The sequence below is a fragment of the Marinovum algicola genome, from assembly GCF_900109145.1.
GTDB classification, from domain to species: domain Bacteria; phylum Pseudomonadota; class Alphaproteobacteria; order Rhodobacterales; family Rhodobacteraceae; genus Marinovum; species Marinovum algicola.
Genome location: NZ_FNYY01000009.1, coordinates 146247 through 159164, shown reverse-complemented (window position 1 = coordinate 159164; position 12918 = coordinate 146247). Strand labels below are relative to the sequence as shown.

The window sequence follows — 12918 nt, the reverse complement described above, 5'->3', positions numbered from 1 at the left end:
TTGCTCCCTGAGAAGGTGCCGGGCGGCCGCCCGGCCTACGGAAATCCGGGTAAGGCGGGTCTTCAACCCACCATCCACGGCAACTTGTCGAGGTCGACGTTGCCACCGGTGACGATCACGCCGACGCGCTTGCCCGCGAAGTGCTCCTTGTTTTTCAGGATGGTGGCCAGCGGCACGGCGGAGGACGGCTCCATCACCACACGCAGGTGTTTCCAGACCAGCTTCATCGCGTCGACGATCTCCTGCTCGGAAGCGGTGAAGATCTCGGAGACATGGTTCGACACGAAGTGCCAGGTCAGATCCTTGAGCGGCACCAGCAGCCCGTCGGCCACGGTCTTGGGCGCGTCATCTGCAATGATGTGCCCGGCCTTGAAACTGCGATAGGCATCGTCGGCCTGTTCCGGCTCGGCGGCGATGATTTTCGTTTCGGGCGCCAGCGTCGAAAGCGTCAGGCAGGTGCCCGAGATCATGCCGCCGCCACCGATCGGGGCCACGGCAAAATCCAGCCCGTCGACCTGTTCGACGAATTCCTTGGCACAGGTGCCCTGCCCGGCGATCACCCGGGGATCGTTGTAGGGATGCACGAAATCGCCGCCGGTTTTCGCCTGTACCTCGGCAAAGGTCACTTCGCGCGAACTTGTCGAGGGTTCGCATTCGGTGATCTTGCCGCCGTATCGCCGCACGGTGTCCTTCTTGGCCTGCGGCGCGGTACGCGGCATGACCACGTTGCAGGGGATGCCGCGCTTCATAGCCGCATAGCTGAGGCAGGAGGCATGGTTGCCCGAGGAATGCGTCGCGACGCCCAGTTTCGCCTGTGCGTCATCCAGCCCGAACACCGCGTTGGAGGCGCCGCGGACCTTGAAGGCCCCCGGCTCCTGGAAGTTTTCGCATTTGAAGAACAGCTGGCACCCGGCAAGCTCGTTGAGGTAGTCCGAGGTGCGGACCGGCGTCTTGCGGATATGCGGCTTGATGCGCTCATGCGCGGCCAGCATGTCGTCGTAGGTGGGGATATACATCGGTGTATCCTTCATGAGACGGGTCCTCAGGCTGCGGATTTCCGGGCCGCGACGGCATGCCCGCGATAGTATTCCTGCGCGGCGGCAACGCCCGAGCCCAGCGTGATGTCGAGGCCGAGATCGGCCATGCACATTTCCGCCGTGGCGAGGCCCGACAGGGTCATCACGTCGGTGAGCGAGCCGAGGTGGCCGATGCGGAACACCTTGCCCGCGACCTCGCCCAGACCGACGCCAAAGGCGACGCCGTATTTGCTGGCGGCGTGCGACACGATGTCGGTGGCGTTGAAGCCTTCCGGCGTGCGGATCGCGCTGACCGTGTCGGAATAGAGGTCCGGCGAGGCGGCGCAGAGCTCCAGCCCCCAGGCGCCCACGGCGGCGCGCACGCCTTCGGCGATGCGGTGATGCCGGGCAAAGACGTTCTCGAGACCTTCGTCCAGCAGCATGGTGCAGGCCTGGTTCAGACCGTTCAACATGCCGACGGCGGGGGTGTAGGGATAGGCGCTGTTGGCATAGCCTTTCTTCATGTCATGCACGTCAAAGAAGGTGCGCGGCAGTGTCGCGGTCTGGGTGGCTGCCATCGCCTTTTCGCTGAAGCCGACGATGGCGAGGCCGGCCATCAGCATGAAGCCCTTCTGCGAGCCGGCAACCGCCACGTCGACGCCCCATTCGTCAAACCGGAAATCCATCGACCCGATCGAGGACACGCCGTCGACGAACATCAGTGCCGGGTGGCCGGCGGCGTCCAGTGCCTTGCGCACTGCGGCGATGTCGGATTTGACCCCGGTGGCGGTCTCGTTGTGGGTCGCCAGAACGGCCTTGATCTCGTGGTTGGTGTCGGCGGTCAGGATCTCTTCGAAGCGATCCGCCGGCAGGCCTTCACCCCAGGGGGTCTCGACGATCTGGACGTCCAGCCCGTGGCGCTGGCACATGTCGATCCAGCGGTGCGAGAACATGCCGTTGCGCGCCGAGAGCACCTTGTCACCGGCCGAGAGACAGTTGGTCAGCGCGGTTTCCCAGCCGCCGGTGCCGGTCGAGGGGAAGATGAAGACCTCGGCGCTGTCGCTTTTCAGAACCTTGCGTACACCCTCGCGGGCCGGGTGCAGGATCTGGCCGAAGAGCGGCGATCTATGGTCGATCGTCGGCATGTCGCAGGCCTTGCGCAGGTTTTCCGGGATGTTCGTCGGACCCGGGATGAAAACAGGGTTTTGAAAGCTCATGGGGGGTCTCCTTCCGTCGTTGTCTGCACCTTAAATGACGACGACGGCGGGCGACATTATTTTGAAATCGGCTTTCGGAATGCCCCGGTTTCGAAAAATACCATGATTGCCAATGAGTTGTATTTTTCATATAGTGAATTTATCTTTCACTGGAAAGCAGATGGTTCTTATGGATTCTCAAGACAATGGCGGAAAACGAGGCCCGCGGCGGGCCCGGGGCCGGCCGCGGGGCTGGGAAGACAAGACCGCGCAGAACACCATCAAATCGCTGGATCGGGCGATGGAGGTGTTCGAATATCTCAGCGCGGCGCAGGGCAGGTCGCTGACCGCTCTGGCCAGCGAAACGCGGCAGGCGCCGGCCACGGTTTACCGGATTCTGGTGACGCTGGAAGGCCGGGGGCTGGTGGAATTCGACGCCGAGGATCAGACTTGGCACATCGGGCCCCGCGCCTATGTGATCGGCGCGCGGTTTCTGCGACGCACCAGCCTTGTCGACCGGGCCAGGCCGTACCTGCGGCGTCTGATGGAGGACACCGGCGAGACCGCCAATCTCGGGATCGAGCAGGAAGGCGCGGTGCTGTTTCTCAGCCAGGTCGAAACCCATGCCAGCATCCGCGCCTTCTTTCCGCCGGGCACCTTGTCGCCGATGCATTCCTCGGGCATCGGCAAGGTGCTTCTGGCGCAGATGGACGATGCGCGGCTGGGCCGTTTTCTGGCCGCGACCCGGCTGGAGGTGTTCACCGATCACACGATCACTGACCGGGAGGCGCTGCGGGCGGATCTGCGGAAAGTGCGGGCCCGGGGCTTTTCCATCGACAATGAGGAAAAGAATGCCGGCATGCGCTGTATCGCCGCCCCGGTGTTCGATCTGAACGGCGAGGCGATCGCGGGGATCTCGGTCTCGGGCCCGACAAGCCGCGTCAGCATGGCAGAGGTCGACCGCTTGAGCCGCCCGGTGATCGCGGCGGCGCGGGATCTGACCCATGCCATCGGCGGGATAATGCGCGAGGTGTGAGGCGGCGCGCCCCGGGCTTGGCCCGGGGCCTCGGCCGTTGGCTCCGGCCGCGCGGTCACGGCGCGGAGGTCAGACTGCGGCTATTCGGCGGCCTGGCGCACCCGGTGGCCGCAGGCAAGGCCGGCGTGGGCCGGGCGCAGCGCCATGTGGCGGTTGACGTCCTTGTAGAGCAGGTAGCGGAACTTGCCGGGGCCGCCGGCATAACAGGCCTGCGGGCAGAAGGCGCGCAGCCACATGTAATCGCCGGCCTCGACCTCGACCCAGTCGTTGTTGAGGCGATAGACTGCCTTGCCTTCCAGCACATAGAGCCCGTGTTCCATGACATGGGTTTCCAGGAAGGGGATCACCGCGCCGGGCTCGAAGGTCACCACGGTGACATGCATGTCGTGACGCAGGTCGTTCGGGTCGACAAAGCGCGTGGTAGCCCATTTGCCGTCGGTGCCGGGCATCTCTGTCGGCGCGATGTCGTTTTCGTTCAGGATCAGCACATCGGGCAGATCGAGGCCCTCGACCGCCTCATAGGCCTTGCGCACCCAGTGAAAGCGCAGGGTCTCCTTGCCCCGGTTGTACAGGGTCCAATCGGTCGAGGGTGGCAGATAGGCATAGCCGCCCGGGGTCATCTCATGGGTTTCGCCCTGCACCGTCAGGCTTGCGGTGCCTTCGACGACAAACAGCACGCCCTCGGCGCCGGGGTCGGTTTCCGGTCGGTCCGAGCCGCCGCCGGGCTGCACTTCCATGATGTATTGCGAAAAGGTTTCGGCAAAGCCGCTCAGGGGGCGGGAAATCACCCAGAGCCGGGTGTCGTTCCAGAACGGCAGAAAACTGGTGACGATGTCGCGCATCGTTCCTTTCGGGATGACGGCATAGGCATCGGTAAAGACGGCACGGTCGGTCAGCAGTTGGTCCTGGCCGGGGTGGCCGCCGTGGGGGGCATAGTATTTCGCGGTCATGAGCGCTCCTGAAGCCGGCGTGGCGTTTGCCCGACTATGCGTCTGAACGGCCATTCCGGCCACCCGCAAAGCTGCGACAACTCTTTATCAGGAATTTTGAAAGTCCGGAAATACCTTCCCGGCAATTCTTGGTAGTCCGGTTATATGGCCAGGGCAGGGCGCGCCGTCGACCCTGCGCGCGGCAAGACCCGAAAGGGACGCAGACCCAGAGGCGCGCGGCGTTCAGCTGGTGGTCAGGAGCCGGTAGCCCGGCGCGGTGATCGCCTTGACCGTCGTGATCGGCGCGGTCTCGATCCAGGTGGTCCGTTCGATCACCAAAAGCGCGGCGCCAACCTCGGTTTCCAGCAGCTCGGCCATCTGCGGTTCGGCGGTTATGGCAAAGAAACGCATGTCGCAGCGGCTGTAGGGCTTGTTAAGCACCAGCCATTCGTTCGCGCTCTGGCTGGTGAGGTCGAGATCGCGGATCTCCGGCACCGTTTCCGGGCAGACCCAGCGGTCTTCGAGGATATAGGGCCGGCCATCGGAGAAATGCAGCGCTTCGATCCGCTGCATCGGCTGCGGGGTGGTGAGCTCGAAGGTCGCCAGAACGCTGTGCGGCGCGGTCTCCTCGACCCGGCGGATCAGCTGATAGCCATAGCGCCCGCCCCGCTGTTCGACTTCGCGGCGGGTGATCGGAATGTCGAGCGTGGCGCGGGTCACCGGCTCGGCGCGCACCCTTGTGCCGCCCTTGCGGCGGCGATCGACCAGCCCGCTGTCAGAGAGATCCTGCATCGCGCGCTGCACGGTCGACCGGGCGCAGTTCATCTCTTCGGCGATATCGGCGTCGCGGGGCAGCCGGTCGCCGGGGCCGTAGCGGCCCGACAGGATCGCCTTGTGGATCTCGTCGCGCACGTCTTTCCAGGACAGGCGGGTCGGCGGTGTCATATCTCTTGTCCAAGCTGGTCCATCACGTCGAGGAACGCCCGTACTATCCGGTCGCGATGGATGTGGCGACCGTCTTGTACCATGTGGCGGCCGGCGCTCCAGACATCGGTGACACAGGCGCGGCCACGGCCGGTAAAGATCAGGCTGTCGAGCACCGCGTCGCCGCTGCGATTGCACAGGAATTCGTTGTCGGTGGATATGGCCATCAGATCGGCAAATTGCCCGGTCTCGATGCGCCCCGCCTGCCGGCCTGCCGCCTGGGCGCCGGCGCGGGCAACGGTGTCAAAGAGCACCCGCCCCGTCGATTGCTCCGGGGTGGCCAGGGCGGCGCGGCTGTGGTCACGCAGGCGTTGTGAATAATCGAGCGTCGCCAGCTCTTCCCAGAGCGCGATATGGATGTTGGAATCCGAGCCGATGCCAAAGCGCCCGCCGGCCTGCTGAAAGCTCTTGCCGTTGAAGATGCCGTCGCCAAGGCTCGATTCCGTGATCGGGCAGAGCCCGGCCACGGCGCCGGTGGCGGCCAGCCGGGCCGTTTCGTCATCGCTCATCTGGGTGCAGTGGATCAGGCACCAATCCGGCGTCACCTCGGCGTTGCGCAGCAGCCAGTCCACCGGCCGGGCGCCGAGATGGGCCTCGACCTCGGCGACCTCGGCCTGCTGTTCGGCAAGATGCATGTGAAGCGGGCCTTCGGGCGAGATGGCACGCGCCGACGCCAGCGCCGCGGGCGGCACGGCGCGCAGCGAATGCGGCGCGAGGCCGATGGCGTGATCTTCCGGGCCACGGGCGATCCGCGCCGCGCTTTCGGTATGCAGCCGGGCAAAGAGATCGATGTCGCAGCCGAACCGCCGTTGTCCGCCTTGCAGGGCGCGGCCGTCACAGCCGCCCTGCATGTAGAGCACCGGCAAGAGCGTGAGCCCGATCCCGGTTTCCTGCGCGGCGGCGGCGATCCGTTCGGCCATTTCCGACAGGTTGGCAAAGGGTGCGCCGCCGATGTCGTGATGCAGATAGTGGAACTCGGCCACCGATCCGTAGCCGGCCTCCTGCATCTCGAGAAAGACCAGCGCCGCGATGGCCTGCACTTGATCGGGCGTCAGCCGGTCGAGAAAACGGTACATCAGCTTGCGCCAGGTCCAGAAGCTGTCCTTGGGGTCGGGGCCGCGGGTTTCGGTCAGGCCGGCCATCGCCCGCTGAAAGGCATGGCTGTGCAGGTTCGCCGGCGCCGGCAGCAGCAGATCGACCGAGCGGCGGCCCTCGGCCGGACCGGTGGAGATTCGCGCGATCCGGCCGTTGTCGATGGCGATGCGCAGGTCGCCGACCCAACCCTCGGCCGTAAGTGCCTGTCGCGCATGGATCTCCTGCATGTGTCATCTCCATTGACAAAATAAGTACGTACATATTAGCTTTATGTAGGCATCAAAGCAAGGAGATGTTATGTCAGACCCGGTCTTCATCACCAACGTGTCGGTCGCACGCATGGACGGGGCGGATGGGGCGTATTCCCTGCTCCGGCAGGCCGGTCTGCGGATCGAGGGCGACCGGATCGCCTGGGTCGGCCCGATGGCGGAGGCCGATCCGGCGTGGCGCGGACAAGAAATCGATGGCGGCGGGCGGCTGCTGACCCCGGCGCTGATCGATTGTCACACCCACATCGTGCACGGCGGAAACCGCGCCCGCGAGTTCGAGATGCGTTTGCAGGGCGCCAGCTACGAAGAGATCGCGCGGGCCGGCGGCGGGATTGTCTCGACCGTCTCGGCGACCCGAGCGGCGGACGAACAGACCTTGCTGGACGCCGCGCTGATCCGCGCTGATGCGCTGATCGCCGAGGGCGTCGGCACGGTCGAGATCAAGTCGGGCTACGGGCTGGATATCGAGACCGAGCTGAAGATGCTGCGGGTGGCGCGGGCGGTCGGCGCGCAACGGCCGCTGCGCGTCGTCACCTCGTTTCTGGGCGCCCATGCGGTGCCGAAAGGGAAGACGGCCGACGCCTATATCGACGAGGTCTGCATTCCGGCGCTCGAGGCCGCCCATGAGGCGGGGCTGGTCGATGCGGTGGACGGGTTCTGCGAGGGCATCGCCTTTGACGCCACCCAGATCGCCCGGGTCTTTGACCGGGCCGCGGCGCTGGGTCTGCCGGTGAAACTGCATGCCGAGCAGCTGAGCAATATGGGCGGCACCGCACTGGCGGCCAGCCATGGCGCGCTCTCGGCCGATCACGTCGAATTCGCCACCGAGGCAGACGCGCGCGCGCTCAAGGCCGCGGGCAGCGTCGCGGTGCTTCTGCCCGGCGCCTTCTACACCTTGCACGAAACGCAAAAGCCGCCGGTTGCGGCGTTTCGCGCGGCGGGTGTGCCGATGGCGGTGGCGACCGACTGGAACCCGGGATCGTCGCCGATGGGCTCGTTGCTTCTGGCGATGAACATGGGGTGCACCCTGTTCGGCCTGACCCCGGCCGAGGCGCTGGCCGGCACCACCTGCCATGCGGCCCGCGCGCTGGGTCTCAAGGATTGCGGTGTGATCGCGCCCGGAATGCGCGCCGACCTCGCGCTCTGGGACGTCGAGGCGCCGGCCGAGCTGAGCTATGGCATCGGCATCAACCCGCTCTACCGGCGGATCCATGGAGGTCGGGCATGATCACTCTCACCCCCGGCACCACCACGCTTGCCGCGCTGGCCCGCATCTATCACGACCAGAGCCCGGCGCGGCTCGATCCCGCCTGCCACGCCGGCATCGAAGAGGCCGCCGCGCGGATCGATGCCGCCGCCAGCGGCGACGCGGCGGTCTATGGCGTGAACACGGGTTTCGGCAAGCTGGCCAGCGTCAAGATCGCACCCGAAGATACCGCGACGCTGCAACGCAACCTGATTCTGTCGCATTGCTGCGGCGTGGGCGATCCGATCCCGCGCCGCCATGCCCGGCTGATGATGGCGCTGAAGTTGCTGTCTCTGGGGCGGGGCGCCTCGGGCGTGCGGATGGAATTGATCGCGCTCCTCGAAGCGATGCTGGCCCGTGACGTGACGCCGGTGATCCCGGTTCAGGGCTCGGTCGGCGCCTCCGGCGATTTGGCGCCGCTGGCGCATATGGCCGCCGTCATGATGGGCGAGGCCGAGGCGGTCTTTGAAGGCGAAACGCTGCCCGGCGCCGAGGCACTGCGGCGGGCCGGGCTGGAACCGGTGGCGCTTGGCGCCAAGGAGGGGCTGGCGCTGATCAACGGCACGCAGTTCTCGACCGCTTTCGCATTGGCCGGGCTGTTCGACGGCTGGCGCGCGATGCAGGCGGCGCTTGTCACTTCGGCGATGTCCACCGATGCGATCATGGGGTCGACCGCGCCCTTGCAACCCGAGATCCACGCCCTGCGCGGCCATGCCGGCCAGATCGAGGCGGCGGCCTGCATGCGCGCGCTGCTCGACGGCTCGGAAATTCGCGAAAGCCACCGCGAGGGCGATACCCGGGTGCAGGATCCCTATTGCATCCGCTGCCAGCCGCAGGTGACCGGCGCGGCGATGGACCTGCTGCGGATGGCCGGCCGCACGCTGGAGACCGAGGCCAATGCCGCCACCGACAACCCGCTGGTGCTGGTGGGGGCCGACCTGATTGTCTCGGGCGGCAATTTCCACGCCGAGCCGGTAGGCTTTGCCGCCGACATGATCGCGCTGGCCCTGGCCGAGATCGGCGCCATCGCGCAGCGCCGCATCGCGCTGATTGTCGACCCGACGCTGAGCTTTGACCTGCCGCCCTTCCTGACCCCGGACCCGGGGCTGAATTCGGGCCTGATGATCGCCGAGGTGACGACGGCGGCGCTGATGAGCGAGAACAAGCATCTCGCCAACCCCTGTGTCACCGATTCCACCCCGACCTCGGCCAATCAGGAGGATCACGTCAGCATGGCGGCCCATGGCGCGGTGCGGCTGGGGCGGATGGTGGCCAATCTCGACCGCATCCTCGGCGTCGAGTTGCTCTGTGCCGCCCAGGGCATCGAGTTTCGCGCGCCGCTCTCCACCAGCGCGCCGCTGCGGCAGGTGCTGGCCTGTCTGCGCGAGAGCGTGCCGGGCCTGACAGAAGATCGCTACATGGCGCCCGATCTGGAACGGGCGGCCGAACTGGTTCGGGGCGCGGCGCTCGGCCGCGCCGCAGAGATCAGGATGCCGGAGCTTGCGCCATGACCCCGGTCGAGATTTCCCGCGGCGAGGGCCCGGTGGTGCTTGGCCTGCCGCACACCGGCACCTGGCTGCCTGGCGATATCCGCACCCGGCTGAACGATCGGGGCCGGGGCCTGGAAGACACCGACTGGCACATTCACGACCTCTACGCAGGGCTGCTGCCCGGGGTGACCACTGTGCGCGCGAGTTTTCATCGCTATGTCATCGACGCCAACCGCGACCCTTCGGGCCAGAGCCTCTATCCCGGCCAGAACACCACCGGCCTCGTGCCGCTCACCGATTTCGACGGCAAGGAAATCTGGGACAGCCCGCCCGATGCCGGCGAGATCGAAGCCCGCCGCGCCGCCTTTCACGCGCCTTATCACGCGGCGCTGATGGCCGAGCTGGAGCGGGTGCGCGCCCGGCACGGCATTGCGATCCTCTACGATTGCCATTCGATCCGCTCGCAGATCCCGTTCCTGTTCGACGGCACCCTGCCGGATTTCAACATCGGCACCAACAATGGAACCACCTGCGCGCCCGACATCGAGACCGCCGTGCAGGAGATCTGCGCCGCGTCCGAAGGCTATTCCACGGTGGTGAACGGCCGGTTCAAGGGGGGCTGGACGACCCGCCACTATGGCCGGCCCGAGACTGGAATTCACGCCATCCAGATGGAACTGGCGCAATCCACCTATCTGACCGCAGAGCACGCGCCCTGGAGCTATGACAGCGCCAAGGCCGCGCGCCTGCGCGCCCCTCTTACCCGTATCCTGCAAAGACTGGCCGACATGGCCCCGCAGCTTGGAGGCTCCGCATGACCAACCCCCGCCACAACATCCGCGACGTCTTTCCCGACACCGGCCCCGAGATCAGCGCCAAGAGCTGGCTGACCGAGGCGCCGATGCGGATGCTGATGAACAACCTGCACCCGGATGTGGCCGAGAACCCGCATGAGCTGGTGGTCTATGGCGGTATCGGCCGGGCCGCGCGCACCTGGGAGGATTTCGACCTGATCGTCGCCAGCCTGAAGGCGTTGGAAGAGGACCAGACCCTGCTGGTGCAATCCGGCAAGCCGGTGGGCGTCTTCCGCACCCACAAGGATGCGCCGCGGGTGCTGATCGCCAATTCCAACCTGGTACCGCATTGGGCCAACTGGGATCATTTCAATGAATTGGACAAGAAGGGCCTCGCCATGTACGGCCAGATGACCGCCGGGTCCTGGATCTACATCGGGTCGCAGGGCATCGTGCAGGGCACCTACGAGACCTTTGTCGAGGCCGGCCGCCAGCACTTCGATGGCGATCTCACCGGCCGCTGGATCCTGACCGCCGGTCTTGGCGGCATGGGCGGCGCGCAGCCCCTGGCGGCGGTGATGGCCGGCGCCTGCTGTCTGGCGGTGGAATGCGACGAGAGCCGCGCCGATTTCCGCCTGCGCACGCGCTATGTCGACGAAAAGACCCATTCGCTCGATGAGGCGCTGGCGATGATCGACCGCTGGACCAAGGCGGGCGAGGCGAAATCGGTGGCACTGATCGGCAATGCGGCGGATGTCTATCCCGAGCTGGTCAAGCGCGGCCTGCGCCCCGATATGGTCACCGATCAAACCTCGGCGCATGATCCGATCCACGGCTATCTGCCGCAGGGCTGGAGCGTGGCAGAGTGGCGCGAGGCCCAGGAAAGCGATCCCAAGGCGGTGGAAAAGGCCGCCCGCGCCTCGATGAAGGTGCATGTCGCCGCGATGGTCGATTTCTGGAACGCCGGCGTGCCGACGCTGGACTACGGCAACAACATCCGCCAGGTGGCGCTGGAAGAGGGGCTTGAAACCGCCTTTGCCTTCCCCGGCTTCGTTCCGGCCTATATCCGGCCGCTGTTCTGTCGTGGCATCGGGCCGTTCCGCTGGGCCGCGCTCTCGGGCGATCCGGAAGATATCTACAAGACCGATGCCAAGGTGAAAGAGCTGGTCGATGACCCGCATCTGCACAACTGGCTCGACATGGCGCGCGAGCGGATCAGCTTTCAGGGGCTGCCGGCGCGGATCTGCTGGGTCGGGCTCGGCGTGCGTCACAAGCTGGGGCTGGCCTTCAACGAAATGGTGCGCAACGGTGAGTTGAAGGCGCCGGTGGTGATCGGCCGCGACCATCTCGACAGCGGATCGGTGGCCTCGCCCAACCGCGAGACCGAGGCGATGAAGGACGGCTCGGATGCGGTTAGCGACTGGCCGCTGCTGAACGCGCTGCTCAACACCGCCTCCGGCGCGACCTGGGTCTCGCTGCACCATGGCGGCGGCGTCGGCATGGGGTTTTCGCAGCACTCCGGCATGGTGATCTGCTGCGACGGCACCGAGGACGCCGACCGCCGCATCGCCAACGTGCTGTGGAACGACCCGGCGACCGGCGTGATGCGGCACGCCGATGCCGGTTATGACATCGCCATCGATTGTGCCCGCGACCACGGGCTGAACTTGCCCGGCATTCTCAAGAACTGATCCAATCCAACAGGGAGACAAAAAATGGACAGACGCAAATTTCTCACCACCGGCGCGCTTGGCGCGGCCGCCGCGCCGCTGGCGACACCGGCGATTGCGCAGGATGTGCAGCAATGGAAGATGGTTACCGCCTGGCCCAAGAACCTGCCCGGGCCCGGGGTGGCGGCGCAGATGCTGGCCGACCGGATCACCACGCTTTCGGGCGGGCGGATCGAGGTCAAGCTTTACGCTTCGGGCGAGATCGTGCCGGGGCCCGGCGTTTTCGACGCGGTCAGCGAAGGCACCGCCGAGCTTTACCACGCGGTGCCGGCCTACTGGGGGTCGAAATCCAAGGGCATCCTGCTCTTTGGCTCGCAACCCTTCGGCCTGCGCGCCGACGAACAATTCGGCTGGCTCTACCACGGCGGCGGCCAGGCGCTTTATGACGAGATGTATGGCCGCTTCGGCATCAAGCCCTTCCTCTGCGGCAATTCCGGCCCGCAATGGGGCGGCTGGTTCCGCGATGAGATCACCTCGGTCGAGGACCTCAAGGGCATGAAGTTCCGCACCACCGGCCTGGCCTCGGAAATGGCGGCAAAGATCGGCATGGCAGCACAGGCCATGTCCGGCCCGGCGATGTTCCAGGCGTTGCAGACCGGGGCGCTCGATGCCGGCGAGTTCATCGGCCCCTGGACCGACAGCGCGCTGGGTTACCAGCAGGTGGCCAAGAACTACTACTGGCCCGGCGTCGGCGAACCCTCTTCGGCCGAGGAATGCGGCGTCAATGCCGAGGTTTTCGGCAATCTGCCCGAGGATCTGAAACAGGCGGTCTCGCTGGCCTGCGAAAGCCTCTACAACCCGGTCTGGACCGAATACACCACCAAGCACGCGGCTTCGCTGAAGAAGCTGGTCGAAGAGGATGGCGTGCAGGTCCGCATGTTCCCGCAGGACGTGATCGACGCCATGGGCGCGGCGGCGAAGGAGGTGATCGACGAGTTGCGCGAGGACGATGACGAGCTGGTGCGCCGCATCACCGAGAGCTTTGTTGCCTATCGCGACAGCGTCGGCGGTTACATGAGCTATGCCGACAACGGTCAGATGAACGCCCGCGCCCAGGTGATGGGTTACTGATCCGGCGGCGCGCGGGGGCATGTCCCTCGCGCGCGGCCCTGTCGCGACGGGAAGAGGTGGCG

11 protein-coding genes are annotated in these 12918 nt (G+C 66.2%); 6 read left to right on the top strand and 5 right to left on the bottom strand.

Features of this window, described 5'->3' with window-relative positions:
- Positions 1-62: 62 nt before the first annotated feature.
- Positions 63-1031 (bottom strand): beta-hydroxyaspartate dehydratase BhcB, encoded by a 969-nt coding sequence (gene bhcB / locus BMW90_RS13940; protein WP_074837140.1) that lies wholly within the window; start codon positions 1029-1031, stop codon positions 63-65.
- A gap of 11 nt (positions 1032-1042) precedes the next feature.
- Positions 1043-2233, bottom strand: coding sequence for an L-aspartate--glyoxylate aminotransferase BhcA (gene bhcA, locus BMW90_RS13935; RefSeq protein ID WP_048534951.1), 1191 nt, complete (start codon positions 2231-2233; stop codon positions 1043-1045).
- Between the two features lie 169 nt (positions 2234-2402).
- Between bhcA and bhcR the strand changes: the two genes are divergently transcribed.
- Positions 2403-3248, top strand: a complete 846-nt coding sequence (gene bhcR / locus BMW90_RS13930) for an HTH-type transcriptional regulator BhcR (RefSeq protein WP_074837139.1) — start codon at positions 2403-2405, stop codon at positions 3246-3248.
- Positions 3249-3328: 80 nt separating this feature from the next.
- On the opposite strand, the gene BMW90_RS13925 is transcribed toward bhcR, so the two are convergent.
- The 3 genes from BMW90_RS13925 to BMW90_RS13915 form a co-directional block, all read right to left on the bottom strand.
- A complete protein-coding gene (locus BMW90_RS13925) occupies positions 3329-4198 on the bottom strand; it encodes a bifunctional allantoicase/(S)-ureidoglycine aminohydrolase (protein WP_048534954.1) in 870 nt (289 codons plus the stop codon).
- A gap of 222 nt (positions 4199-4420) precedes the next feature.
- Positions 4421-5122 (bottom strand): GntR family transcriptional regulator, encoded by a 702-nt coding sequence (locus BMW90_RS13920; protein WP_048534956.1) that lies wholly within the window; start codon positions 5120-5122, stop codon positions 4421-4423.
- Positions 5119-6483, bottom strand: coding sequence for a formimidoylglutamate deiminase (locus BMW90_RS13915; protein WP_074837138.1), 1365 nt, complete (start codon positions 6481-6483; stop codon positions 5119-5121). Before BMW90_RS13915 ends, BMW90_RS13920 begins: the two co-directional genes overlap by 4 nt.
- Before the next feature lie 70 nt (positions 6484-6553).
- On the opposite strand from BMW90_RS13915, the gene hutI reads away from it, so the two are divergent.
- From hutI to BMW90_RS13890, 5 genes are read left to right on the top strand one after another with little or no spacing between them, the layout of a single operon-like run.
- Positions 6554-7753 (top strand): imidazolonepropionase, encoded by a 1200-nt coding sequence (gene hutI, locus BMW90_RS13910; protein ID WP_074837137.1) that lies wholly within the window; start codon positions 6554-6556, stop codon positions 7751-7753.
- Positions 7750-9282 (top strand): histidine ammonia-lyase, encoded by a 1533-nt coding sequence (gene hutH / locus BMW90_RS13905; RefSeq protein WP_074837136.1) that lies wholly within the window; start codon positions 7750-7752, stop codon positions 9280-9282. Before hutI ends, hutH begins: the two co-directional genes overlap by 4 nt.
- On the top strand, positions 9279-10079 hold the full coding sequence (gene hutG / locus BMW90_RS13900; protein WP_074837135.1) for an N-formylglutamate deformylase: 801 nt from the start codon (positions 9279-9281) through the stop codon (positions 10077-10079). The genes hutH and hutG overlap by 4 nt, the downstream gene beginning before the upstream one ends.
- Positions 10076-11746 carry a urocanate hydratase gene (gene hutU / locus BMW90_RS13895; protein ID WP_074837134.1) on the top strand — a complete coding sequence of 557 codons (1671 nt, stop codon included), beginning with the start codon at positions 10076-10078 and terminating at the stop codon, positions 11744-11746. The genes hutG and hutU overlap by 4 nt, the downstream gene beginning before the upstream one ends.
- Positions 11747-11770: 24 nt before the next feature.
- The gene (locus BMW90_RS13890) at positions 11771-12856 is read left to right on the top strand and encodes a TRAP transporter substrate-binding protein (RefSeq protein WP_074837133.1); all 1086 of its coding nucleotides are present in this window, start codon (positions 11771-11773) and stop codon (positions 12854-12856) included.
- The last annotated feature ends 62 nt before the right edge of the window (positions 12857-12918 follow it).

Bases quoted from the DNA above. Each gene is read 5' to 3' on its own strand.
- bhcA (WP_048534951.1), bottom strand. From the start codon at position 2,233: ATGAGCTTTCAAAACCCTGTTTTCATCCCGGGTCCGACGAACATCCCG.
- hutU (WP_074837134.1), top strand. From the start codon at position 10,076: ATGACCAACCCCCGCCACAACATCCGCGACGTCTTTCCCGACACCGGC.
- BMW90_RS13915 (WP_074837138.1), bottom strand. From the start codon at position 6,483: ATGCAGGAGATCCATGCGCGACAGGCACTTACGGCCGAGGGTTGGGTC.
- BMW90_RS13920 (WP_048534956.1), bottom strand. From the start codon at position 5,122: ATGACACCGCCGACCCGCCTGTCCTGGAAAGACGTGCGCGACGAGATC.
- hutG (WP_074837135.1), top strand. From the start codon at position 9,279: ATGACCCCGGTCGAGATTTCCCGCGGCGAGGGCCCGGTGGTGCTTGGC.
- BMW90_RS13890 (WP_074837133.1), top strand. From the start codon at position 11,771: ATGGACAGACGCAAATTTCTCACCACCGGCGCGCTTGGCGCGGCCGCC.
- hutI (WP_074837137.1), top strand. From the start codon at position 6,554: ATGTCAGACCCGGTCTTCATCACCAACGTGTCGGTCGCACGCATGGAC.
- BMW90_RS13925 (WP_048534954.1), bottom strand. From the start codon at position 4,198: ATGACCGCGAAATACTATGCCCCCCACGGCGGCCACCCCGGCCAGGAC.
- hutH (WP_074837136.1), top strand. From the start codon at position 7,750: ATGATCACTCTCACCCCCGGCACCACCACGCTTGCCGCGCTGGCCCGC.
- bhcR (WP_074837139.1), top strand. From the start codon at position 2,403: ATGGATTCTCAAGACAATGGCGGAAAACGAGGCCCGCGGCGGGCCCGG.
- bhcB (WP_074837140.1), bottom strand. From the start codon at position 1,031: ATGAAGGATACACCGATGTATATCCCCACCTACGACGACATGCTGGCC.